The organism is uncultured Brevundimonas sp., from assembly GCF_963975535.1.
Classification (GTDB): domain Bacteria; phylum Pseudomonadota; class Alphaproteobacteria; order Caulobacterales; family Caulobacteraceae; genus Brevundimonas.
The window spans coordinates 376,065-399,075 of sequence record NZ_CAXBHE010000002.1 but is presented as its reverse complement, the minus strand read 5'-3'; the positions used below and the strand labels follow the sequence as shown (position 1 = coordinate 399,075).

Below are 23,011 nucleotides of genomic sequence, written 5' to 3'. Positions count from 1 at the left end.
CACGATTGAACCGCCGGCCCCCGCAAGGTGGCCGGCGGTTTTCGTTCGGGATCCGTATGCTTGCCAAGGCCGCTTGGCGGGCCCTAGGAACAGGACGTCCGGCCGATTATCCGAGAAGGGACCGGTATTGCTCGCCACGACCGATTCCCCATCTTCGACCTTGGAGCCGGGTTGCCTGGCCCTGACCGGGCGACGCTTCCTCATCGTCACCGCGCCCTTTGGTCCGTTCGCCGGGCGTCTGGCCGATGCGATCGCCGCACGCGGCGGGACGGTCGTCCGGATGATTTTCAATGCCGGCGACCTGCTGTCATGGCGGCGACCGAACGGACGGGCGTTCCGGGACGGCCCGGATGTCTGGGCCGCGCGGCTGCCGGCGCTGGCCGCCGGGTTCAGCGACCTGGTCATCTTCGGCGAGGGCGGGCCCTACAATCACGCGGTCGTCGCCCTGGCGAAGGCCGGCGGCCCCCGGGTCTGGGTGCTCGAGAACGGCTATTTCCGCCCGGACTGGATTACGCTGGAGCAGGGCGGGGTCAACGCCTGCAGCAATCTGCCGCGAAACCGCGCCGACTACGGTGACCCCGTCGCCGAGGCTCCGCCCCCGCGGCCGCTCGGGCGCATCCTGCCCTATCACGTGCTCAATATCACGGTGCACCATCTGGTCCAGGTGCCGGGTCGCCTGCTGTTTCCACGCTATGCGCCGGCCTATACGGCCCCGGCCTGGTTGCAATGCGCCGGCCATATCGGCCGCTATCTGCGGGGCCTGATCGCGTCGCCGCGGGCCTGCGACGCGGACGCGATCGCGGCCCGGGGGGCCTATTTTCTCGTCTGCCTGCAACGGGAAGGCGATACCCAGCTGCTGCGCTATTCGCGTCTGCCTGACAATGCGGCCTTTCTCGCCGGGGTGATGACCAGTTTCGCCCGGTCCGCGCCGCCGGAGGCGCGGCTCGTGGTCAAGAACCATCCACTGGACCCGGGGTTGCTGGATCTGCGGCGGGTGACCCGCTCCCTCGCGGTCGAGCGGGGTCTGGCGTCGCGGGTCGAATTTATCGACGGTGGCCAGTTGGCGGACCTGTGCCGGGGATCGCGCGGGCTGGTGGTCAACAACTCCAGCGCCGCCCTGTCCGCGCTTGGTTTCGGCACGCCGGTCAAGGTCCTGGGTCAGGCCTTTTTCGATTTCGACGGCCTCACCGACCAGCAGCCGCTGGACGGGTTCTGGACGTCGCCGGCCGCCCCCGATCCGGACCTGTTCCGGCGGTTTCGCGCCACGGTCATCGCCCGGACCCAGATCAACGGCAGTTTTCATGCGCCCCGGGCCGTCGACCGGACGGCGACGCGACTGGCCGAAATTTTTGCGGAATCGTGAAACCCGGCGCGTGCTTTCGTCGTATCCTGAAAGGAGCCGCCCGCCCGGCGGGCCTGGAGACACGGGATCATGCTTCGCCGTCGCCTGCTTGTCGCCCTGTGTGTGGTCGCCGCCGCAGCCTGTTCGGCCGCCGAAACCGCCGAGGGCGGACAGGCCGGCCGCGAGCCGGACAGTGGCCGGCGTGAAACGGCGGTCTTCGCCGGAGGCTGTTTCTGGTCGGTGGAGGCCAATTTCGAGCAGATGCCGGGTGTGGTTGCCGCCGTTTCCGGCTTCACAGGCGGCCGGACCCGCAACCCGACCTATGACCAGGTGGTGCGTGGCGGCACCGGTCACGTCGAGGCCGTGCAGGTCCGGTTCGATCCGGCCCGCGTCAGCTACCGGCAGCTGGTGGACCGGTTCTGGCTGACGATCGATCCGACCGATGCTGACGGCCAGTTCTGTGATCGCGGGGCCGCCTACCGTACGGCGGTGTTCGCGACCGCGGCGCAGAAACCGGCGGCCGAGGCGTCCCGCCGCGCCGCCGCCGTCCGGCTGGGCCAGACCCGTCTGGTGACGCCGGTCCGGGATGCGGTCCGGTTCTGGCCCGCCGAGGCCCATCACCAGGACTTCGCCCGGCTCAACCCGGTTCGCTATGCGGGCTACACCCGGTTCTGCGGCCGGGCGGCGCGCCTGCGTGCGGTCTGGGGTAGCACCGGCCGCTGAAACCGGCGCGCGCCCTAGTGTGGCCTTCCGGTCACCTTTCGTCGTCGTCACATCACTGTCACACGACTGTCGTCCCAGCTTCCCACTGCCACCGTAGACGGGTCCTGATTTTTGGCACGCTCCGGTGTGCCGCAGGCCTTTAATGCCTTCACCATCTGGGGAAAGATGACAATGACGAACCGCAAACGCGTGTTCTGGGCGACGACCGCCCTGTTCACAGGCCTTCTGGCCGCCGGAGCCGCCTCGGCGCAGTCGACCGGTACGGAGGCTTTTGAAGCGTCCAAGGTTGACGACGTCGTCGTTCAGGGTCGTCGGGGCCCGTTGACGATCGACGGCGGCATCGTTGCCGAGACCGCCTCCAAGTCGCGCGCCACGATCACCGAAGAATACATCCAGACCCAGCCGGCCGGCCAGTCGATCCTGAACTCGATCAACCTGATCCCGGGCGTCAACTTCACCAACAACGACGCCTACGGTTCGTCGGGCGGTGATCTGACCATCCGCGGCTTCGACGCAGCGCGCGTCTCGCTGACCGCCGACGGTATCCCGCTGAACGACACCGGCAACTATGCCATCTACTCGAACCAGCAGCTCGACCCCGAGCTGATCGAGCGCGCCACCGTCAACCTCGGCACGACCGACGTCGACAGCCCGACGGCCTCGGCCACGGGCGGCACCGTCAACTACAACACCCGTCGTACCCGCAGCGACTTCGGCATCATCGCCCAGCCGTCGATCGGCGAGGAAGACTATCGTCGCCTGTTCCTGCTGATGGACACCGGCGCGTTCGGTCCCTGGGGCACGGAAGCCTGGTTCGCCTATTCCAGCACCGAATACGACCACTTCAAGGATCCGGGTGGCATCAACAAGACCCAGTACAACGGCCGCGTCTATCAGGCCCTGGGTGACAACGGCGATTTCATCGCCCTGACCGGCCACTACAACCGCAACCGCAACAGCTTCACCCGCCGGGTGACCCTGGCGCAGTTCGATGCCGGCACGGCCTTCGACCAGGCCAACTCGGTCGCCGCGTCCTACACGGGCATCAATCCGTCGAACACGGGTAACATCCGCGGCGCGTCGCGCTTCACCCTGTCCGACCAGCTGACGCTGACGGTCGACCCCTCGTTCCAGTACGTCCTGGCCAACGGCGGCGGCACCAGCAACTGGAGCGAGACCGATCGCCAGCTTCGTGGCAACTCGGGTGCCGCCGGCGTCGACCTGAACCGTGACGGTGACCTCAACGACACCGTGACCCTGTATCGTCCCAACACCACCAATACCCACCGTTACGGCCTGACCAGCTCGCTGGTCTGGCGCCCGAACGACAACAACACGGTCCGTCTGGCCTACACCTATGACTACGGCCGTCACCGTCAGACCGGTGAGGTCGGCTACATCGAGGCGAGCGGTCGTCCCGAGAACCCGTTCGCGGGCCGCAACGGCACCGCAATCGCCCTGCCGGACGGCACCATCCTGCGTCGCCGGGACCGTCTGTCCTACGCCGAGCTGAACCAGATCGCCGTCGAATATCGCGGCTCCTTCGCCGACGACGCGCTCAGCGTGTCGCTCGGCCTGCGCGCCCCGTTCTTCGATCGTGAGCTGAACAACTACTGCTACCAGCGCGACACGTTCAACGCCTACTGCACCACCCAGGCCCCGACGGTCACCAATGCCGACGGTACGGTCCAGTTCCCGGTCTCGGCCCTGAACTCGAGCGCCAACAACCGCTATCGTCCGCCGGTTTCGTTCGACAAGTCGTACGAGGCTGTCCTGCCGAACGCGGGGGCCACCTGGCGCTTCGCTGACAACCAGTCCTTCTACGTCAGCTATGCCGAAGGCTTCTCGGCGCCGCGCACCGACGACCTGTACGATCGCGTCGACGTCAATCCGGAACCGGAAAAGACCAACTCCTACGACCTGGGCTATCGCTACCAGTCGTCGGGCCTGATCGCCTCGTTTGCCGTGTGGCACACGGACTACTCGAACCGCATCCTGCGGACCTTCGACGAAGCCGCCAACCTGTTCCTGACCCGCAACATCGGTGAAGTGACCCTGCGCGGCTTCGACGGCCAGCTCGGCTTCTCGCCGTTCGAGAATTTCAGCCTGTACGGTTCGGTGACCTACACCGACAGCGAGGTCCAGAATGACCTGCCGAACGGCGTGGTTCTCGGCGTGCCGGTGTTCCTGCCGACCGCCGGCAACCAGCTGGTGGAAACCCCCGAGTGGCAGTACGCCATGCGTGCGGACTGGAAACTGGGCAACTGGGACCTGGGCGTCCAGGGCAAGTATGTCGGTGATCGTTTCTCCAACGACATCAACACCGAAGTCGCCCCGTCCTACGCCCTGTGGGATCTGGACGTCCGTTACACCTTCAACGCCATCGGTGCGCCGAACTGGTGGATGCAGGTCAATGTGACCAACCTGTTCGACGAAGAGTATCTGGCCGACATCTCGACCAGCACCTCGGGCGCGGCCCAGTACCAGTTGGGCGCTCCGCGCACGACCATGGTCACCCTGCGGACCGCCTTCTGATCACGGTCTGAAGTCGACAGGCGAGGGGGGCGGGCCGGTGACGGTCCGCCCCCTTTGTCGTTTGGTCCCGAGTCCCCCGAGGGGGCGTCTGTTGAACTCGCCCGTCCGGGTGTCTATCTGGCCGGGCTGGCCCGCTTGGCCCCAGTCCGGATGTTTGCCGTCACCATGACCTCTTCGCTCCCGCCGATCCCGGCCGAATGGACCCCGCACCGCGCCATGTGGGTGGGCTGGCCAAGTCACGGCGAGTTGTGGCTGGATCAACTCGACCAGGCCCGCGACGAGGTCGAGGCCCTGGTGCGGGCCCTGGCGGGGCCGGGCCGCGAACAGGTCCGGCTGATGGTCGGAAATGACGAGTCGCTGTCCGAGGTCCGGGCCCGCTTTGACGGCGTGGCCGGAGTCGCGGTGATTCCCGGCCGGTTCGGCGACATCTGGCTCAGGGACACGGGGCCGATCTTCGGGGCCGGATCGAAGACGGCCCATGCCTTCCGCTTCAATGGCTGGGGCGGCAAATACGACTTCCCGCACGACGACGAGGTCGCCGACCAGATCGGGGCCGCTGCCGGCGTGCCCCTGGTCCGGCACGACTTCATCCTCGAGGGGGGCGCACTCGACCATGACGGGGCCGGGACCCTGCTGACGACCCGTCAGTGCCTGCTGAACCCGAACCGAAATCCCGGCTGGACCGAGGCGGCGGCTGAAGCCGCCCTCGGCGCGGCGCTGGGGGCGCGCAAGGTGCTGTGGCTGGGCGACGGCCTGCTGAACGACCACACCGACGGTCACGTCGACAATCTGGCCCGTTTCGTCGCCCCGGGCGTGGTCGCCTGCCCGGTGGCCTGGGGGCGCAACGACCCCAATGACGAGGTCTATGACGCCACGGCCCGGACGCTGTCGGCGATGACCGATGCCGACGGACAGCCGATCCGGGTGCTGCGTATCCCCTCGCCCGGCTTCGTCCCCGACGAGGACGAAAAACCGATTCCGGCCAGCCACATGAATTTCCTGATCGCCAACGGGGCCATCGTCGTGCCGACCTATGGCGACGACCGGGCCGCCGGGCTGGCCGGCCAGGCCCTGGCCACCGTCTTCCCGGACCGGGAGATCATCCTGCTGCCGTCGCTGGCGATTCTCAGCGGCGGCGGCTCCTTCCACTGCATCTCCCAGCAGGAGCCTGCCTGATGAGCCGCACCATCTCCGTCGCCGCCCTGCAGACGTCCTACGGCGAGGACCTGCAGGTCAATATCGACAAGACCATCGACCTGGTCCGTCAGGCCGCGGCGAAGGGGGCGCAGGTGATCCTGCCGTCCGAACTGTTCCAGGGCCCCTATTTCTGCGTCACCCAGGAGGAGCACTGGTTCGCGACCGCCCATCCGTGGCGTGAACATCCCTGCGTCACCGCCCTGGCCCCGGTCGCCGCCGAACTGGGTGTGGCCATTCCCGTGTCGATCTTCGAGCGCGAGGGGCCGCACTACTATAATTCCATGGTCATGCTGGATGCCGACGGCGCGCCGATGGGAGTCTATCGCAAGAGCCACATCCCCGACGGTCCCGGCTATCAGGAGAAATACTATTTCCGACCGGGGGATACGGGCTTCAAGGTCTGGGACACCCGCTTCGGCCGCGTCGGCGTCGGCATCTGCTGGGACCAGTGGTACCCCGAGACCGCCCGGGCCATGATGCTGATGGGGGCCGAGGTCCTGATGTATCCGACGGCCATCGGTTCCGAGCCGCATGACAGCGAGATGGACACCGCCCTGCCGTGGCAGCGGGCGATGCAGGGCCATGCCGTGTCGAATGTGGTGCCGGTGGTCGGGGCCAACCGCATCGGCCATGAGCAGGTCGCGGGCGAGGGGCAGGAATTCTACGGTTCATCCTTCATCGCCGATCATCGCGGCGACCTGGTGCAGAGTCTGGGCCGGACCGAGGAGGGGGTGCTGGTCCACACCTTCGATCGCGACTTCCTCGACCGCCATCGCGCGGCCTGGGGCTTTTTCCGGGATCGCCGGACAGACCTGTATGGCCCGTTGGTCGCGCCCCGGCCGGCCTGAGTCCGGTCTAGGTCGGCGCGAAAAACAGCCGGCGTTCGGCGGCACAGCCCGGGCTTTCCAGCCCCGGTGTGCGGGCGGCCGACACTTCGGCCCGGGCCAGGGCCAGGTCGGCCTGAAACGCCGGTGTCGCCGCTGCGGCGGCGTGGACGGCATGGCCCAGCCGTTGGCCCGCTGTTACGTCACCGGGCCAGTCCAGGGCGCAGACGGCGCGGCTGAGACCGATCTCCCGGCCGACGCGCTGGATCGCCTCTGAACGCTCCGGAACCAGACTGCTGAACAGGTCGCCATAGGCCGTCCCGACGGCCGCGGGAATCGAGGGCCAGGAGGGGGACGCGCGTCCCGCCGCGGTCAGGCGCAGACAGACGCGACGCTGCGGATCGAGCGCCGCCGGTCGGGGGCGCGGGTTCCGGTCCCGGGCGATGGTGCCGACGGCCAGGGCGTCAAGCTGCAGACGGGTCATCAGCCGGGTCAGGGCCGGCATGGGTTCGGCGGTCAGCCGGGCCCCGACGGCACAGTCGAAATGCTGGGCGACGTACGGCGGTCTCAGCTCGGCGTGGGCGATCGCCATCAGCCAGCGGTCGCCGCCTTCCAGCGGGCGATAGCGGTCGGACCCGGCGCGGTCCTGCGACGACACACCGGACGGACCCGGCAGGATGGCGGTCGCCAGCTGTTCGCCGATCGTGTCCGGCAGATAGCCCGACAGCGTCACCGCGGGCGCAGCGGGCGCATCGGGCAGGCTGGCACAGGCACCGAGCAGCAGCGCCGCAACCGCAAGGGTCGCGCCGCCGTTCAGAGTCACCGCCCGGTGCTCCAGGTCAGCTGGACCGAGGTTGCGCCGTCATCGACCGGGTCGGCCACGACCCTCAGGCTTGTGCCCGCGTTGGCGGCGGCGACCGCGCCATAGGCCCGGGCCTTGCCCTGGTTCATGCCCATGATCGAGGACAGGCCCGCTGCCTCGGCCTGCTGACGATACCAGGCGACCACGGTGTCCGGATCGGCGTTGGTCGTGAAGGAAATAATGCCGCCGGGACCGTCGGGACCATTGGCCACGGTCGGCGGACCGGAGACCTGCCCGCCGGGATAGACCGCGGCGAAGGCCGGGACGCCGGACGCTGCGGCCGGAGCGGCGGCAGGCGTGGCGCTGCCGGGAACCACGTCGACGGCAGGGGCGGGCGTTCCGGCTGCAGCTTCGCGCCCGGCGGGCTGCTCCGCCGGCCCATCGCCGTTTCCGCAACCCGTGAGCGAGGTTGCCACCGCCACGAAGGCGATTGCCATGCTCCGCTTCATCCGTTGTACGTCCTTGAGACTGTTCTGATTATGGGATCACCGTGGCCCATCGATGCGGCGACGACAAGGCGGCACGGTGGCACCTTCGGTCTCACCCGGCGTCCGGATCTCGATCGGCCGCGTCCGCCTGTCCCTGCTCGGCCAGGAGGGCGTTGATCCGGTCCTGGTCCGGATCGATGTCCGAGCCGGAGGCCGAGCCACCGCGCAGCGAGCCGGCGCGGGTATCGGATCCACCGTCCGATCCGGACAGGGCCAGGGCCAGGGCCTCCGGGCCCAGGTCCTGATCGGTCCCGGTTGACGGGGGAGCGGCGGCGGGGCGGGGCGTTTCGGGCATGATCAGTATCCTCTCGCGACTCTAAGCCGCCGCCCGTCGGTCAGTTCCCGAAACCGGCAGGGACGGAGCCGGGACCCCGCCCCCCGCCGCCCTGACCGGGATCCGGCCTAGCCTTTGGCGAACAGCTTGTTCCAGCGGCGCTTGTCGCGGTTTTTCCACGCGCCGCGGTGCCAGGCGTCCGAGCCGATCAGCGGCACGACGGTGGTGGCCTCGGCGAAGACCATCTGCTCGTGCGTGGTCTGGACCTTGCCCCACGAGGCGGCCTCCTTGAGCGTCGAGGACGAACAGGCCCCGTCGCGCACGTCGGCCACGGTGATCTGGACCGCATAGCGGTGCATCTCGGCCTCGACGCCGAGGATCTCGGCGCAGACGACGGTGTCCTGGGCGAAATTCTTGGGCACGCCGCCGCCCACCATGAACAGGCCGGTGACGCCGGCGGCGATCTTGATGTCGGTCAGTTCGCGGAAGTCGGCCACGGCGTCGATCATCAGATAGGGCTTGCCCGCCGCGATCCGCTCCTTCTGGTGCTTGACCAGACCGAAGCCGGCCGAGGAGTCGACGAAGGCCGGGCAGAAGATCGGCACGCCCTCTTCATAGGCGGTCTGGATCAGCGAGCCGGGCTTTTTGGCGTTGCCCTCGCTGAGCCATTTGCCCATCTCCCAGATGAACTCACGGCTGGAATAGCCGCGCGGCTCCAGGGCGTTGCAGATCTCCAGAATGGTGTGGTCGCAGGCCTGGAGCTCTTCCTCGTCGATATAGGTGTCGTAGATCCGGTCGATGTAGTTGTCGCGCAGGACGTTGTCGTCCACCTCGCCGGCGGCCTGGTAGTGTTTGAAGCCCAGGGCCTCGAAGAAATCCATGTCGACGATCGAGGCCCCGGTGGCGACCACGGCGTCGATCATGCCGAATTTCACCATGTCGCGGTACACGTGCATGCAGCCGCCGGCCGAGGTCGAGCCGGCCAGGATCAGCCACGGCGAGCAGTCCTTGTCCTCGATGGCCATGCTGAAGATGTCGGCGGCGCGGGCGGTGTCGCGGCTCGAGAATGACATCTTGCGCATCGCGTCGATGATCGGCCGGGCGTCGAAGCTGGTGATGTCGATGTGCTCGACGGTGTTCTGGAGCAGCTGGGCCTTGGTGTTCGACTTTACGGGTGCGGTCATCTCGCGGGGTTCCCTGGATTTGAGCGCCCGTCCTGAGAACTGCAGCGGCCCGGACGGAGCGACGGGCCGCTGCTTCGTTGAATAGCCGAGGGACGCTGTCGCGTCAGCCTGGGATCAGCGTTTGCGCTTGCGCACGCCGGCCTTGCCCTTCGGGCGCGACAGGCGAACGATCTTGCGCGCCTGCTCCTCGGCCGTGGTGCGCACGGTCGGAATCGAGCGGGGCGCCAGGCCGTAGAGCGAGGCCATCGGCGCGTCCTCGACCATGGCCAGCTCGTGCTCGCCATAGCCGTTGAAGCCCGTCGACATGGCGACGCCATAGGCACCCAGCATGCCGATCTCGATGAAGTCGCCTTCACGGATGTCGGCCGGCAGCCAGAACGGGCCGGGCATGTGATCGATCGAATCGCAGGTCGGGCCGTAGAACTGGAACGGCTTCAGGTCCCCCGAGGCCTCGGCATCGCGCACCAGCTTGACCGGGAAGGGCCAGCGCGAATGCGTCGCGTCGAACAGCGAGCCGTAGCTGCCGTCGTTCAGATACAGGGCGTCGCCCTTGCGCAGGTCGACGCGGCACAGGACCGACGACGACTCGGCCACCAGCGCCCGACCGGGCTCGCACCACAGTTCGGTGGTCTCGGAGACCGGCATCTCGTTGAAGCCGCGATGGATGGCGTCGGCGTATTCGCTCATGTCCGGCGGCACCATGCCGGGATAGACCGAGGGGAAGCCGCCGCCGACATCGACGATGTCGACGAACACGCCGGCGCGGCTGATCGAGCGTCCGACCTGGGCCATGGCGGCCTGGTAGGCGCTGGGCCGCATGCACTGCGAGCCGACGTGGAAGCTGACGCCCATCAGGCCGTCGACCACGGCGCGACGCGTGGCCAGCAGCAGGGCGGGAGCCTGGTCCGGCGCGACGCCGAACTTGCCGGACAGGGTGTAGGCGGCACCGTCGGTGGCGACGGCCATGCGCACGATCAGGTTCAGGTCCGTTGCACCGGCGGTGGCGTCGAGGATCTTTTCCAGCTCATCGTGGCTGTCGAGCGCAAAGGTCCGCACGCCCAGATCGAAATAGGCGCGGGTGATGGCATTGCGGCTCTTGACCGGGTGCATGAAGGCCAGGCGTGCGTCGGCGCTGACCGAACGCACCAGTTCGATCTCGGCGAGCGAGGCGACGTCGAACGCGTTGACGCCTTCCGCGACCAGGGTCTCGATGACCCAGCGTGAAGGGTTCGCCTTCACCGCATAGAAGACGTCGGCTTTCAGATTGTCCTGGAACCAGCGCGCCGCTACGGAAACCGAACGCGGCCGCACAAGTGCGACGGGACGCTCGGGGGGCCGCTCACGGACCAGGTCCAGGGGAAATGGATACGTGCGCAATTCACGTAAACCCCTGTAATTGTTGAACCCAGCCGGCGTTAGCAGCGCAAGATCAGACCACGGGGTCCGCCGGAAAGGGCGATGTAGGGTCGTGAGGCCGGAAAGTAAAGCGGCGATTTTGTGTTGCCGGGGCGGAACTGACCCTCGTGCCCCTGTATAGAACCCTCTGTCCGCCGGGGCGTTCCCGATGTTCCGGGGAGCCGGTACGCGGGCCTCGGGCAGGGAGATGCAATGAACCGGTGGCTGTTTGTCTGGCGTCGTGCGACCCGCGAGTTATGGTTTCGGGCCGGGCTCTACGCGGTGTTCGGCGTCATCGCGGCCCTGGCCGCTGTCGTGGCGGCCCCGCTGGTCCCGAGCGAAATGGCGGATCGCTTCGGCGGGGAGTCGGTCGAGCAGGTCCTGACCATCCTGGCGTCGAGCCTGCTGGCCGTCGCCACCTTTTCGCTGGGGGCGATGGTGACGGCCTATACCGCCGTCTCGAGCGCCGCCACACCGCGGGTGGCGTCCCTGGTCACCGGCGACGAGGCGACGCAGAAATCACTCGCGACCTTTGTCGGGGCCTTCCTCTACGCCATCGTCGGGGTCACGGCGATCAATGCCCACTACTATGCGGCGGCCGGGCGGGCGGTCCTCTTTCTCATCAGCCTGGCCGTGGTCGGCCTCGTCGCCTTTCGCCTGCTGGCCTGGATCAACCGCCTGTCCAGCCTGGCCCGGCTGGGACATATGATCGAGCTGGTTGAGGAGCGCGGTACCCGGGCCCTGCTTGAAGCCGCCGCGCGTCCGAATCTCGGAGGGCGGGCCGGAACCCTGGGGCCGCGGGCGCTGGCCGTTGCCAGTCCGAAGACGGGCTATGTCCAGAATGTGGACCCGGACCATCTGCAGCGCGCGGCCGAGACCGCCGGCACCGATGTCGAGGTTGTCGCCGTGCCGGGCACGTTCGTACGCCGCGGTGAGGTTCTGTGCCGGCTTGGTCGGGCCGACGCGGATGCCGCCCTGCAGGCCCGGTTTTGCGCGGCCTTTACCCTGGGGCGATCGCGGTCGTTTGATCAGGATCCCCGATTCGCCCTGACCGTGCTGGGGGAGATCGCCGGCAAGGCCCTGTCGCCCGCCGTCAATGATCCCGGAACCGCCGTCGAGATTGCGACCACCGGTGTGCGCCTGCTGGACGAATGGTGCCAGGCGCGCGAGGCCGCGGCCGGCGAGGGGGCGGTCACCCACGACCGTCTGCGCGCCCCCTCCCTTGTGGAGGGCGACATGCTCGACGACGTCTTCGGCCCCCTGATCCGTTTCGGTGCCGGCGACCTGCTGGTGGCGATCCAGCTGCAGCAGGCGCTGAATTCGCTGGGATCGGAGCGGAGTCCCCTGGGCCGTGCGGCTGCGCTGCTGGGCAAGGAGGCCCTGAAACGGTCGTCGACGGCCCTGGCGTCTTCGCACGACCGGGCGCGGCTCAGGGCAATCATTCCCTGACTTCGATGCGTCACACTGGACGAAATCGACGCCGGCGTGTCATTAAGACTTGCCGAAGCGCGCTCCGCGCGTCATGCGGCCCAGCCCTGCAACCGCCGTCAGCGAGTCCATGAGCTCATCCGCCGCCGCCGTCGCTTCCGTGCGCGATGTGTCAAAGACCTTCGGTTCCCGCAAGGCGCTCAACGGCGTGTCCGTCGAGGTCGCCGCCGGAGAGATGGTCGCCCTGATCGGTCCTTCCGGTTCCGGGAAGTCGACGCTTCTGCGTTCGATCACCGGGCTGCAGAGCATTGATCCCGGCAAGGGCACGATCGAGGTGTTCGGCGAGGTGGTCCAGAAGAACGGTCACGTCACCGGCCGGGTTCGTGCCGCGCGCGGCAAGCTGGGCATGATCTTCCAGCAGTTCAATCTGGTCGGCAGGCTGTCCCTGTTTTCCAACGTCATGCTGGGGGCCCTGGGCCGGCTGCCGGGTTGGCGCGGTGTGCTGGGCCTGTGGCCGGCTGCCGACAAGGCCCTGGCCATGGCCGCCCTGCACAGGGTCGGCGTGTCCGACTACGCCGGACAGCGGGCCAATACCCTGTCGGGTGGCCAGCAACAGCGCGGGGCCATTGCCCGGGCTCTCGTCCAGGGGGCCCAGGCCATTCTCGCGGATGAGCCGGTCGCCTCCCTCGACCCCGTTTCCGCCCGCAAGGTCATGGAATTGCTGGTCGAGCTCAACAAGCGCGACGGGCTCGGCGTGATCGTTACCCTGCACCAGGTCGACTATGCCATCCGCTATTGCGACCGGGTCATCGCCCTCCAGGCGGGCAAGATTGTGTACGACGGCCCGACCACCGGTCTGGACACCAATCGCCTCATCGACATCTACGGTCCCGAGTTTGAGGACGCGTTCTGGGAAGCCAAGGCATGACCCGCACCCTGTTCACCCGCCGTCTGGCCGCTGCCGCTGGCCTTGCTGTCCTGGCCCTTGGCCTCGCGTCCTGTGGCAAGGGCGAAGACACGACCGCCGGCGCGCCGACGGAAATCACCTTCTCGATTCTGTCGGCCGAGGGCCAGGCGTCCTCGGGGCCGCTGTGGCAGCCGTTGCTCGATGACATGTCCAAGGCCATCGGCGTGCCGGTAAAGCCGTTCTTCGCCGGCAACTACAACGTCCTGATCGAGGCGATGCGCTTCAACCAGACCCAGGTCGCCTGGTTCTCGGCCAAGCCGGCTCTTGAGGCGGTCGACCGGGCCCAGGGCGAGGTGATTGCCCGTATCGTCGATCCCGAAGGTCGTGACAGTTATCAGTCGACCCTGATCGTCCGGAAGGGCTCGGGCATCACGCTGGACAAGGTTCTGGCGTGCGGCAAGGTCTATGACTTCGGTCTCGGCGACGCCCAGTCGACCTCGGGCACGTTGGCTCCGATGACCTTCCTGTTCAATCCCCGCGGCATCCAGCCCGGTCAGTGCTTCAAGACCGTGCGGTCCGCCAGCCACCAGGCCAATGCCTTTGCCGTGGCGACCGGCGTCGTTGATGTGGCCACGTCCAACACGGTCAACACCATCTTCATGATGCGCGAGAACCCGCATCTGGGCGGCCAGCTGGAAGACATCTGGACCTCGCCGCCGATTCCGGAGTCCGGGATCGTGATCCGGGAAGACCTCGATCCGGTTCTCAAGGAAAAAATCCGCAGCTTCTTCCTGACCTACGGCCAAGGCGACGGGGCCGAGGCCGAGCGTCAGCGCCAGGTGCTCGCGACCCTGAACTACTCGATGTTCCGTGCTGCCGATGACGGCTACCTGGACCCCGTTCGGGAAATGATCGCGGACATGCATCTGACCGAGGCCCGGGCCAAGGGCGACCGGGCCGCGATTGCCACCGCTGAATCCACCCTGGCGGCCCTGCGCGCCAAGCGTGAGGTCCAGCCTTGAGCGAGACGCCGAAAATCGCAGCTGCCGCGGCTGCTGTCGGGGGACGGCCCGTGAACGCGGCCGGCGAGGTTCCTCGCCCGCCGTCGAAATCGCTGTCGGCCTGGCTGATGGACCTGCTGCTGTGGGGCGGTATCGCCGTCGTGCTGCTGATCAGCTTCGACAAGGTCGACATGGCCAATCTGCCGAAATTGGTGACCAACCAGGAAAGTATCCGGACCTACGGCCGCGAGCTGCTGCGGCCCGATTTCACCAATTGGCGGCATCTGGTCGGCCTGATGTGGCTGACGGTGCAGATCGCCCTGTGGGGGACCTTCATCGCCGTGTTCATCGCCGTGCCCCTGGGTCTGGCGGCGGCGCGCAACATCGCGCCGGGCTGGATCGTCTGGCCGGTTCGCCGGGTGATGGACCTGCTGCGCTCCATTCCCGACCTGGTGATCGCCACCCTGTTCATCGTCGCGGTGGGCCTTGGTCCCCTGGCCGGCGTCCTGGCTTTGGCCCTCAACACCGGTGGTGTCCTGGCCAAGCTGTTCTCGGAGGCCGTCGAGTCGATCGACAAGGGGCCCGTCGAGGGCGTTCGCGCCACGGGGGCCACGCCGCTGCTGGAAATCGTCTGGGGGGTAATCCCGCAGGTCGCCCCGTTGTGGACCTCGTTCGCCCTTTACCGGTTCGAATCCAACAGTCGCGCGGCGACGGTGCTGGGTCTGATCGGGGCCGGCGGTATCGGCCAGCTGCTGTTCGAGGACATCCAGGCATTCAAATACGCCGAGGTTTCGGCGATCGCGATTGTCATCGTGGTGGCGGTGACCCTGATCGACACCCTGTCGCAGATCATGCGCAAACGCTTGCTCTGACTGTCACAAAGGCGCGCGCTGTCCGTCATATTTGTCTGGTCTAAGCCTGTCTGACACACCGTGTTCGGAGAATTGATCATGACTTCCAAGCTTCTGATGGCCGTCTCGGCTGTAGCCCTGCTCGCCGTGGCCGGTTGCGGCCAAGGTGGAGGCGGCGACGGAGCCCGCGCGGGCATCTGGGCCGCGGGTTCCTCGACCGTCTTCCCGTTCGCGACCCGTGTGGCCGAGAATTTCGCCCGCGCCTCGGGTGGTGCAGCGCCCCGCGTTGAGTCGCTGGGCACGGGTGGTGGCATCCAGGCCTTCTGCCAGGGCGTCGGCCCGACCACCCCGGACATTGCCAACGCGTCGCGGCAGATGAAGGCCTCCGAGTTCGCGATGTGCCAGGCCAACGGCGTTACCGACATCGTGGAGCTGAAGGTCGGCTTTGACGGGATCGTCATCGCGACCGCGCGCGATGGCAACGGCTTCAACTTCCGTCTTCAGGACCTGTATCAGGGTCTGGCCAAGGACGTACCCGGCGGCGGCGGCTTTGTCGCCAATCCGGCGACGACCTGGAACATGGTCAATCCGGCCCTGCCGAACCAGCGAATCCAGGTCTATGGCCCGCCCCCGACCTCCGGCACCCGGGATGCCTTCCTCGAACTGGGTATGGCACCCGGTGCGGCCCTGATCCCGGCGCTGGCTGCGGTCAAGGCAGCCGACAAGGACCGGTTCGAGACCCTGGCGCACACGCTGCGTGAGGACGGCTCCTGGATTGACTCCGGCGAGAATGACAACGCCATCGTCCAGACCCTGTCGCGCACGCCGGGGTCCCTCGGCGTCTTCGGCTTTTCCTTCCTCGAGCAAAACATGGACACGGTTCGGGCCGAGACGATCGACGGCATCGCGCCGACCGTCGAGACCATCGCCGACGGCTCCTATCCGCTGGCGCGCAGCCTCTACATCTACGTCAAGAAGGCCCACATCGGCGTGACGCCGGGTCTGCAACAGTTCGTGCAGGAGTTCATGTCGGACGCTTCGGCCGGGCGTGGTGGCTATCTGCAGGATCGGGGACTGGTGCCGCTGCCGGTCGACCAGCTGGCTGCGCAGCGGGCCATTGCCGCTGCGATGACGCCGATGACCGCACCGTCGAAATAAACACCCACACTCGAACGACGATCAGCGCCGCGGGCCCCAGGGTCCGCGGCGTTTTTCTTGGCCGAACCGGCACCGTCATCAAACTGCCAGACCCCTGTAGCGCAAGCGAAACATCAACCTCGCATTACGGTCACGCGTTCCTCACCAACCCGTCGCCGGACTGGAAAAAAACCGTCTCAGGACCCGGCTAAAGCGAGGCCGTAGGCGGCGGAAAAGCGCCGGACGGGGCAACCAGTACAGGATCCACTCCATGCGACATCACACCCTGACGGCGAGCGTCGCGCTCGTCCTCGCGACAGCGCTCAGCGGCACCGCCCAGGCACAGGACGCCGCGCCGGCCACCATCATCAGCTGGAAGGGGGCACCGCAGTTTCAGTGGGGCGAGTTCACCTTCAAGCCGCGTGGCCGGGTCTATTTCGACTACGTCCGCCAGGACGTCGACCGCGCCACAGGCACGGATTTCAGCGCCTCGGAGAGCCGGTTGCGCACCGCCCGCCTCGGTGTCCAGGGCACCTACAGCGATCAGTGGGCCTATGTCGCCGAGGCCAGTATCGGCAATGGCGACGCCACCTGGGACGATCTGGCCCTGACGTATTCGCCGTCGGATCACACCGAGATCAAGGTCGGCAACTACAAGAGCCTGTCGCTCGAGAACCTGACCTCATCGCGCTACACCACCTTCATGGAGCGCGGACCGTTCAACGACCTGATCGACGCCGGTCGTGTCATGACCCTCTCGGCCCGCACCGGCGGCGATAACTGGTCGGTGACCGGTGGCATCCACGGCGATTCGATCAATGACCCCTCGGTCGCCGGCGACGAACAGACCGGTGCCTTCGTGCGCGGCCACTTCGCCCCTGTCGTCAGCGATGACGTCAACATCCACCTCGGGGCCTGGGCCCGGACGCGCGACCGCCGCGACGACTCCGCCTTCCGCTACCGCGTGCGCAACAACACCAACTACGGCGACCGCTACACCGACGCCGGCTCGTCCCCGCTCGGGGCCGGCGACAAGGACACCACCTGGGGTCTCGAGGCCGCCGGTGTCTGGCGCAGTGTCTCGCTCCAGGGCGAATGGGCCCAGGTCAACGCCGACCTGACCGGCGGCGGCAAGGCTGACGCGCGCGGCTACTATGTCATGGCGTCCTTCTTCCCGACCGGCGAACAGCGCAACTACGACGCCGCCGACGGCGAGTTCGGCCGGGTCAAGATCCGCCGTCCCGTCACCCAGGGCGGACCCGGCGCGGTCGAGCTGGGCGTGCGTTATGATAACGTCGACCTGACCGAGTTCGCGGGTGTCGCCACGGCGGGTCAGTATTCGGCCGTGACCCTCGGCGCGACCTGGTACCCGTTCCCCTACGTCCGCTTTATGGCCAACTACACCGACGCCAACAATGACGCCCAGGTGGCGTCCGTCGACGTCGATGTGAAGACGCTGCAGTTCCGGGGTCAGTTCGACTTCTGAGTCGATCCGCGTTCGGCCCCGCATGGCGAGGCCACGATTGAGAAGGCCCTGAACGGTCATCCGTTCGGGGCCTTTTTGTCGACGGGATCAGGCGGCGACCTTGCGGCGGAGGCGGGCGATTCGCCTCAGGCGACGCCAGAAGCGGCCCCGCTCGGGTTCCGGATACGGCTGCAGGTTTTCGACGAACTGCTCTGCCGAGGCGCGCCAGCTGAACTTCTCCGCATAGGCTCGCACCTCGGCGCGATCACATGTCAGCGCCTCGAGGCAGGCGGTTCGCAGATCGTCACTGATCGCCCCGGCACCCGATCCGGGAATGATGTCGATCGGTCCGTGCGCGGGGAAGGCCGCGACCGGGGTGCCGGTCGCCATGGCCTCGAGGATCACCAGTCCGAAGGTGTCCGTCCAGCTGGGGAAGACGAACACGTCTGCGTCACGGAAACAGCGTGCCAACTCTTCCCCGAACCGCGCCCCGAGGAATTTGGCCTCCGGGTAACGGGTCGCCAGGTCGGCACGGGCGGGGCCGTCGCCGACGACGATCTTGGTGCCCGGAAGGTCGGTCTCGAGGAAGGCCTCGATGTTCTTCTCGACGGCCACCCGGCCGACGTTGAGAAAGAAGGGCCGGGGCCAGTCCTTGCCGCCCAGCTCGTCATAGATGCGCGGGAGGTCGGGGTTGAACTGCTCGGTGTCGACACCGCGGGACCAGGGCGAGACATTCCTGAATCCGTGTTCGACCAGCTCGTCGCGCAGGGTCGGTGTGGCCACCATCAGTCGACCGGACGGCTTGTGGAACCATTTCATATAGGCGTAGCCGACCTGAACCGGGATCGGGAAGCGGGCCGAGACATATTCGGGGAATTTGGTGTGATAGCTGGTCGTGAAGGGCAGCTTCCATTCGACGCAGATACGCCGCGTGGCGATGCCGATCGGCCCCTCGGTGGCGATGTGAACCGCCTCGGGCTCAAAGGCGCGCAGGCGTTCGCGAATCTCTTCTTCCGCCCCCAGGGCGAGCCGGATCTCCGGATAGGTGGGGCAGGGGATCGTCTTGAACTGGTCGGGGCGAATGACCTCGACTTCATGACCCATGGCACGGCATTCAGCCACGGTCCGGGTCAGGGTGCGGACGACGCCATTGACCTGGGGTTCCCAGGCGTCGGTTGCCAGAACTATGCGCATGGACGGGCAGCGAGCTTTCACCATCAGCGAGGAGGACAGCCTTAGCCGCTCCTGAGGCCTATGGCGAGACTTCTGCGCCGGCATCGCGTCGATCAGGTCGTGCGGGGGAAACCGCCGGCGCGGCTGAGCGCTGAAGGCGCGGATCGGCCGAGTTTCTCGCCCATCCAGCGCGCCGTGTCGATCAGGGCCTCCAGATCATAGTCGGTTGTGAACCCCGCCCGCTCCAGCATGTAGACGAGGTCTTCCGTGGCGATATTGCCGGTGGCCCCGGGGGCGAACGGGCAACCGCCGATGCCGCCGGCCGAGGCGTCCAGAACATCGACACCGGCCTCGACGCCCGCATAGGCGTTGGCCAGGCCGGTATTGCGGGTGTCATGGAAATGCAGACGCAGCCGCGCGTCCGGTGCGGTCCTGCGGGCGGCCTCGACCACCCGCGTCACGGCCCAGGGGTCGCCGGCCCCTATGGTATCGGCCAGGGCGATCTCCCCGACCCCGAGCGCGGCGACCTGGCCGACGAGGTCGATCACCCGCCCGACCGCAACCTCGCCCTCGAACGGGCAGCCCCAGACGCAGGACAGGGTCGCGGACAGGGAAGGCGCAACGCCGGCCCGGCCGGCCGCATTGTGACGCCGCCCGATGATCTCCCCGAGCATGGCCACCTGGTCTTTCACGGACAGGCCCTGGTTCTTCAGCCCGAAGCCGTCGGTTACGGACAGGGAGACGTTGACTTCATCCACGCCTGTTTCCAGCGCCCGGTCATAGCCGCGGCCGTTCAGCACCAGGCCGATGCGACTGTGCCCGGCCCGGGGCGGCAGCAGGGCCATCACCGCTTCTGCGCCGGCCATCTGCGGAACATATTTCGGATGGACGAACGAAACGGCCTCGATCCGCCGGGCTCCGGCCGCTTCCAGCTTGTCCACGAACTGTGCCCGCACGGCGGGGTCGAACACCGTCGGCTCATTCTGCAGGCCGTCGCGCGGCCCGACCTCGACGATGGTGATGTGACGGCGGCTCATCGGCGGCCTCCGGGGGTGTCCGCCGCGCCGGGTGGCGCATAGACGGTCAGGCTGACGTCGTCGCCGTTGGAATAGTTGTGGCCCGTCACCACGCCGACCGCGCGGCCGGTCACGCCAAGCCGGGCGCTGGACTGGTGGAAGGCGTCGGCGTCATGCGCCTCGACGATGGCCGGGCGGCCCTCGGCCAGGGCCCGGGCCGCGCCCTCGGCATCGGTCAGCTCGGTGTTGCGGCCGGTCAGGAAGACGAAGCTGGGCTCATGAAAGCCGGTGATGGCGACCGGGCCGGTGATCCGGCCCTGTCGGGGATGGAGGGCCGCCTGTTCAAGGGTGGCCTCCAGACGGGGGGCCACCGACAGCGGTCGCAGCTGGCGCAGGGTACCCGCCAGGGCGGCGTGGGCGATCACGCCGAGCATGACCGAGGCGAGAACGGCGGAGGTCGCGGCCCGGTTCAGCAGCAGGAAGGCCCCGATCGCGGCCGCGGCGGCGGTAAAGGCGATGGTCAGGGCGGCCCAGGTCTGGGCCGTCGAGGTGCCGAATTCGGTCAGGCCGTACAGGGTTATGCCGATGATCAGGGTCCCGGCGAACACGGTCAGAACCGCTCCGGCCCGTCTTGAAACCGCGCCGATCGGCTGGGTCAGGGCCGCGGCGGCCAGCAGGGCCACGGCACCGAATGTCGGCAGGGTATAGTGCCACAGCTTGGTCGGGGCGGCTTCGAAGATCAGCCAGGCCGGCACCAGCCAGCAGACCATGAACCGCACCGCCGGCTCGGCCCGTCGATGCCAGGCCGTCGACAGGGCCGCGGGCAGCATCAGGGTGGCCGGGAACAACAGGAGCGGGGCCAGCACCAGATACATGCCCGGAAAGCCGCCGTGACTTTCATGGGCACCGGTCAATTTCGGTGCGAGGTCGCCCCCGATCGCCTCCCGCCAGAACCCGCCGTCGGTGGCGATGGTGATGGCGATGGCCCAGGGACCGACGATCAGGGCGACCAGCGGCAGGCCCCAGCCCCAGCCGAGGCGACGCATCCATGTCAGGTCCCGGTCCCAGACGGACAGGGCGATCATGGCCGGCAGAATCACGATCAGGCCGATCGGCCCCTTGATCAGGATCGACAACCCGAGTCCCAGCCAGAACAGTAGTTTGTGCAGCCTTTGCGGGGCCTTGTCGGCCCGCGCCGCCATGTAGATTCTCGCCAGGGCCGCCATCGCCAGGGTGACCGCGCCGCACAGCATGGCGTCGGTCTTGGCGATCCCGGCCTCGCTGGACAGCAGGAAGGTGGCTCCCAGCAGGATTCCTCCCAGAAACCCGGCCCGTTGGCCGAACAGGGCCGCGCCGGCCCAGGCGCAGGCGGCCGCGGCCAGAATCGCGCCCAGCAGGGACGGAATGCGATAGGGGGCGATGTCGCGATTTTCGACCTGGGAGACCGTGGCGACGGCGAGCGCCTGCATCCAGTAGATTCCGACCGGCTTTTTCCAGCGCGGCTCGTCCTGGAAGCGGATGTCGACGTAGTCGCCGCTTTCCAGCATCTGCGAGGTCGCCTGGGCATAGCGACTCTCGTCGCGGTCGAGCGGCGGCAGCAGCAGGAGGCCGGGCAGACCGGCGACAAGGGTCAGCAGGGCCGCCAACAGGGGGCCGCGCCAGCCGGCGATATGGCGATCCAGATTCGGGCGCATCATGCGGTCATTCCTACCATGCGGTTTGGCGCGACGTCAGCCACCGTGACCCATCCGGTCCATGGTGACGCTTGTGTCCGCTTGTGGCTCCCGCCGGGCGGCAAACTCGGCTATTGAGCGACAATGACAAGCAAGGAAACGCCTGAAATCTCCGTTGTTGTGCCGGTGCATGACGAAGCGGGTGCCGCTGGACCGCTGGCCCGCGAAATTGCGGCGGCGTTTGCGGGGCGCGCCTACGAGATGATCTTCGTCGACGACGCCAGCCGCGACACTACCCTGGCCGAACTCCAGGCGTTGATGGCCGAACTGCCTGCCTTGAGGGTGCTCGGTCATGACCGCAACGCCGGTCAGAGTCGGGCGGTCCGCAGCGGGGTGCTCGCCGCGCGCGGGTCGATTATCGTGACCCTCGACGGCGACGGCCAGAATCCGCCGGCGGATGCGCCGAAACTCGTCGATGCCCTGATCGCCGCGCCGGCGTCGGTGGCGCTGGTCGGGGGGCGGCGTGCCCGGCGGCAGGATTCCCATGCCAAACGCCAGGCCTCGCTGTGGGCCAACCGCATTCGCAAGAAGCTGCTTCACGACGACGCCGACGATACCGGCTGCGGGTTGAAGGCGTTCCGGCGCGAGATCTTCCTGCGCCTTCCCTATTTCGATCACATCCACCGTTACCTGCCGGCACTGATGATCCGCGAAGGCTTCGAGAACCGGTATCTGGACGTCGATCACCGGCATCGCGAGACCGGCCAGTCGAAATACACCAACTGGGGGCGGCTGATGGCCTCGGTTTCGGACCTGATGGGCGTGATGTGGCTCAAGTCGCGATCACGGCAGCCCGGCGCTGTGCGCGAAATCGGGACATCCTGACCGTCTGACTCGCCCCTCGCGCGAAGTGGCGTAGCCGTCGGGAGCGAACAGGGGTATTCGTCGTTAACAAGCGCGGCCGTTCGACCGGCCGCCTGTCGAGGATCGAACCATGCTGATCGCCCTGCCGCTGCTGCTGATACCCGTCGTCATCTACAACATCGTCGTTCTGTCCGGGATGATGGGCAGTAACGGTGCCCTTCAGGCGGACGCGGTGCTGCGTGATCCGATATTCTCGATTCCGATGACCTCGGGTGCCAATTGGGATGTCGGCGTCGGCGATCTGATCCTGTTCCTGGCCTTGATCCTGCTGTTCTTCGAACTGCTGAAGTCGACGTCGAGCCAGAAGGTGGCCATCGTCAATCACGCCCTGTCGATGATCCTGTTCGTGGCCTGTCTGGTCGAGTTCCTGCTGATGAAGGGCTTTGCCACCTCGACCTTCTTCCTGATCGTGGTGATGGTCATGCTGGATGTGCTGGCCGGCTTCATCGTCACCATCATCGCGGCCCGCAAGGACCTGGAATTCGGCGGCGGCTAGACCGTCTTGTTTCCGGTCGATCCGACCTGATTCCGGAACAGGGTCGAGATTCAAACGGGAGCGAAATCCGGGCCGGGCTGGACTGCGGCCGGTTCAGCCGATGTCGCTTCCGGGCT

The 23,011-nt window shown here is 67.4% G+C and carries 21 protein-coding genes; 13 read left to right on the top strand and 8 right to left on the bottom strand.

Annotation, left to right across the window (positions count from 1 at the left end; translation table 11 throughout):
• Nucleotides 1-160 precede the first annotated feature (160 nt).
• The 5 genes from AACZ75_RS04240 (at nt 161) to aguB (ending at nt 6,645) form a co-directional block, all read left to right on the top strand.
• Nucleotides 161-1,363 (top strand): capsular biosynthesis protein, encoded by a 1,203-nt coding sequence (locus tag AACZ75_RS04240; RefSeq protein ID WP_339871434.1) that lies wholly within the window; start codon nt 161-163, stop codon nt 1,361-1,363.
• A 69-nt stretch (nt 1,364-1,432) separates the two neighbouring features.
• Nucleotides 1,433-2,065 (top strand): peptide-methionine (S)-S-oxide reductase MsrA, encoded by a 633-nt coding sequence (msrA, locus tag AACZ75_RS04235; protein WP_339871433.1) that lies wholly within the window; start codon nt 1,433-1,435, stop codon nt 2,063-2,065.
• 171 nt (nt 2,066-2,236) lie between these two features.
• Nucleotides 2,237-4,600 carry a TonB-dependent receptor gene (locus AACZ75_RS04230; protein WP_339871432.1) on the top strand — a complete coding sequence of 788 codons (2,364 nt, stop codon included), beginning with the start codon at nt 2,237-2,239 and terminating at the stop codon, nt 4,598-4,600.
• 165 nt (nt 4,601-4,765) lie between these two features.
• Nucleotides 4,766-5,776, top strand: coding sequence for an agmatine deiminase family protein (locus AACZ75_RS04225; RefSeq protein WP_339871431.1), 1,011 nt, complete (start codon nt 4,766-4,768; stop codon nt 5,774-5,776).
• Nucleotides 5,776-6,645 carry an N-carbamoylputrescine amidase gene (aguB, locus tag AACZ75_RS04220; protein WP_339871430.1) on the top strand — a complete coding sequence of 290 codons (870 nt, stop codon included), beginning with the start codon at nt 5,776-5,778 and terminating at the stop codon, nt 6,643-6,645. The genes AACZ75_RS04225 and aguB overlap by 1 nt, the downstream gene beginning before the upstream one ends.
• A 7-nt stretch (nt 6,646-6,652) precedes the next feature.
• Here aguB and AACZ75_RS04215 read toward each other — a convergent pair whose 3' ends face one another.
• The 5 genes from AACZ75_RS04215 to AACZ75_RS04195 all read right to left on the bottom strand — a co-directional run bounded on the left by AACZ75_RS04215 (nt 6,653) and on the right by AACZ75_RS04195 (nt 10,806).
• On the bottom strand, nt 6,653-7,444 hold the full coding sequence (locus AACZ75_RS04215) for a PA-phosphatase (protein ID WP_339871429.1): 792 nt from the start codon (nt 7,442-7,444) through the stop codon (nt 6,653-6,655).
• Nucleotides 7,441-7,920, bottom strand: a complete 480-nt coding sequence (locus AACZ75_RS04210) for a hypothetical protein (protein WP_339871428.1) — start codon at nt 7,918-7,920, stop codon at nt 7,441-7,443. Before AACZ75_RS04210 ends, AACZ75_RS04215 begins: the two co-directional genes overlap by 4 nt.
• Before the next feature lie 103 nt (nt 7,921-8,023).
• Nucleotides 8,024-8,266, bottom strand: a complete 243-nt coding sequence (locus AACZ75_RS04205; protein ID WP_339871427.1) for a ribonuclease — start codon at nt 8,264-8,266, stop codon at nt 8,024-8,026.
• A 107-nt stretch (nt 8,267-8,373) separates the two neighbouring features.
• Nucleotides 8,374-9,429, bottom strand: coding sequence for a deoxyhypusine synthase (locus AACZ75_RS04200; protein ID WP_339871426.1), 1,056 nt, complete (start codon nt 9,427-9,429; stop codon nt 8,374-8,376).
• A 114-nt stretch (nt 9,430-9,543) separates the two neighbouring features.
• A complete protein-coding gene (locus AACZ75_RS04195) occupies nt 9,544-10,806 on the bottom strand; it encodes a type III PLP-dependent enzyme (protein WP_339871424.1) in 1,263 nt (420 codons plus the stop codon).
• Nucleotides 10,807-11,037: 231 nt separating this feature from the next.
• Here AACZ75_RS04195 and AACZ75_RS04190 point away from each other — a divergent pair, with 231 nt between their 5' ends.
• The 6 genes from AACZ75_RS04190 (at nt 11,038) to AACZ75_RS04165 (ending at nt 17,634) form a co-directional block, all read left to right on the top strand.
• A complete protein-coding gene (locus AACZ75_RS04190; protein WP_339871423.1) occupies nt 11,038-12,273 on the top strand; it encodes a DUF2254 domain-containing protein in 1,236 nt (411 codons plus the stop codon).
• Nucleotides 12,274-12,382: 109 nt separating this feature from the next.
• Nucleotides 12,383-13,180: a phosphonate ABC transporter ATP-binding protein gene (gene phnC, locus AACZ75_RS04185; protein WP_339871422.1), complete on the top strand. Its 798-nt coding sequence runs from the start codon at nt 12,383-12,385 to the stop codon at nt 13,178-13,180.
• Nucleotides 13,177-14,181 (top strand): phosphate/phosphite/phosphonate ABC transporter substrate-binding protein, encoded by a 1,005-nt coding sequence (phnD, locus tag AACZ75_RS04180; protein ID WP_339871421.1) that lies wholly within the window; start codon nt 13,177-13,179, stop codon nt 14,179-14,181. Before phnC ends, phnD begins: the two co-directional genes overlap by 4 nt.
• A 107-nt stretch (nt 14,182-14,288) precedes the next feature.
• Nucleotides 14,289-15,032, top strand: coding sequence for a phosphonate ABC transporter, permease protein PhnE (gene phnE, locus AACZ75_RS04175; protein WP_339871451.1), 744 nt, complete (start codon nt 14,289-14,291; stop codon nt 15,030-15,032).
• Between the two features lie 78 nt (nt 15,033-15,110).
• The gene (locus AACZ75_RS04170) at nt 15,111-16,169 is read left to right on the top strand and encodes a substrate-binding domain-containing protein (protein WP_339871420.1); all 1,059 of its coding nucleotides are present in this window, start codon (nt 15,111-15,113) and stop codon (nt 16,167-16,169) included.
• A gap of 250 nt (nt 16,170-16,419) precedes the next feature.
• On the top strand, nt 16,420-17,634 hold the full coding sequence (locus AACZ75_RS04165; protein ID WP_339871419.1) for a porin: 1,215 nt from the start codon (nt 16,420-16,422) through the stop codon (nt 17,632-17,634).
• An 87-nt stretch (nt 17,635-17,721) separates the two neighbouring features.
• Here the strand turns inward: AACZ75_RS04165 and AACZ75_RS04160 are convergent, their stop codons facing one another.
• The 3 genes from AACZ75_RS04160 to AACZ75_RS04150 form a co-directional block, all read right to left on the bottom strand.
• Nucleotides 17,722-18,807 carry a glycosyltransferase family 1 protein gene (locus tag AACZ75_RS04160; RefSeq protein WP_339871417.1) on the bottom strand — a complete coding sequence of 362 codons (1,086 nt, stop codon included), beginning with the start codon at nt 18,805-18,807 and terminating at the stop codon, nt 17,722-17,724.
• Between the two features lie 92 nt (nt 18,808-18,899).
• Nucleotides 18,900-19,823, bottom strand: coding sequence for a hydroxymethylglutaryl-CoA lyase (locus AACZ75_RS04155; protein WP_339871416.1), 924 nt, complete (start codon nt 19,821-19,823; stop codon nt 18,900-18,902).
• Nucleotides 19,820-21,499 (bottom strand): glycosyltransferase family 39 protein, encoded by a 1,680-nt coding sequence (locus AACZ75_RS04150; RefSeq protein ID WP_339871415.1) that lies wholly within the window; start codon nt 21,497-21,499, stop codon nt 19,820-19,822. Before AACZ75_RS04150 ends, AACZ75_RS04155 begins: the two co-directional genes overlap by 4 nt.
• 120 nt (nt 21,500-21,619) lie before the next feature.
• Here AACZ75_RS04150 and AACZ75_RS04145 point away from each other — a divergent pair, with 120 nt between their 5' ends.
• Nucleotides 21,620-22,360, top strand: a complete 741-nt coding sequence (locus AACZ75_RS04145; RefSeq protein ID WP_339871414.1) for a glycosyltransferase family 2 protein — start codon at nt 21,620-21,622, stop codon at nt 22,358-22,360.
• A gap of 109 nt (nt 22,361-22,469) precedes the next feature.
• Complete coding sequence (locus AACZ75_RS04140) at nt 22,470-22,895, top strand: hypothetical protein (protein ID WP_339871413.1); 426 nt, start codon at nt 22,470-22,472, stop codon at nt 22,893-22,895.
• The last annotated feature ends 116 nt before the right edge of the window (nt 22,896-23,011 follow it).

Coding starts and splice junctions, on each gene's coding strand:
- msrA (WP_339871433.1), top strand. CDS start 1,433: ATGCTTCGCCGTCGCCTGCTTGTCGCCCTGTGTGTGGTCGCCGCCGCA.
- AACZ75_RS04230 (WP_339871432.1), top strand. CDS start 2,237: ATGACGAACCGCAAACGCGTGTTCTGGGCGACGACCGCCCTGTTCACA.
- AACZ75_RS04225 (WP_339871431.1), top strand. CDS start 4,766: ATGACCTCTTCGCTCCCGCCGATCCCGGCCGAATGGACCCCGCACCGC.
- aguB (WP_339871430.1), top strand. CDS start 5,776: ATGAGCCGCACCATCTCCGTCGCCGCCCTGCAGACGTCCTACGGCGAG.
- AACZ75_RS04210 (WP_339871428.1), bottom strand. CDS start 7,920: ATGGCAATCGCCTTCGTGGCGGTGGCAACCTCGCTCACGGGTTGCGGA.
- AACZ75_RS04205 (WP_339871427.1), bottom strand. CDS start 8,266: ATGCCCGAAACGCCCCGCCCCGCCGCCGCTCCCCCGTCAACCGGGACC.
- AACZ75_RS04200 (WP_339871426.1), bottom strand. CDS start 9,429: ATGACCGCACCCGTAAAGTCGAACACCAAGGCCCAGCTGCTCCAGAAC.
- AACZ75_RS04190 (WP_339871423.1), top strand. CDS start 11,038: ATGAACCGGTGGCTGTTTGTCTGGCGTCGTGCGACCCGCGAGTTATGG.
- phnC (WP_339871422.1), top strand. CDS start 12,383: ATGAGCTCATCCGCCGCCGCCGTCGCTTCCGTGCGCGATGTGTCAAAG.
- phnD (WP_339871421.1), top strand. CDS start 13,177: ATGACCCGCACCCTGTTCACCCGCCGTCTGGCCGCTGCCGCTGGCCTT.
- phnE (WP_339871451.1), top strand. CDS start 14,289: ATGGACCTGCTGCTGTGGGGCGGTATCGCCGTCGTGCTGCTGATCAGC.
- AACZ75_RS04170 (WP_339871420.1), top strand. CDS start 15,111: ATGACTTCCAAGCTTCTGATGGCCGTCTCGGCTGTAGCCCTGCTCGCC.
- AACZ75_RS04165 (WP_339871419.1), top strand. CDS start 16,420: ATGCGACATCACACCCTGACGGCGAGCGTCGCGCTCGTCCTCGCGACA.
- AACZ75_RS04160 (WP_339871417.1), bottom strand. CDS start 18,807: ATGCGCATAGTTCTGGCAACCGACGCCTGGGAACCCCAGGTCAATGGC.
- AACZ75_RS04155 (WP_339871416.1), bottom strand. CDS start 19,823: ATGAGCCGCCGTCACATCACCATCGTCGAGGTCGGGCCGCGCGACGGC.
- AACZ75_RS04150 (WP_339871415.1), bottom strand. CDS start 21,499: ATGATGCGCCCGAATCTGGATCGCCATATCGCCGGCTGGCGCGGCCCC.
- AACZ75_RS04145 (WP_339871414.1), top strand. CDS start 21,620: ATGACAAGCAAGGAAACGCCTGAAATCTCCGTTGTTGTGCCGGTGCAT.
- AACZ75_RS04140 (WP_339871413.1), top strand. CDS start 22,470: ATGCTGATCGCCCTGCCGCTGCTGCTGATACCCGTCGTCATCTACAAC.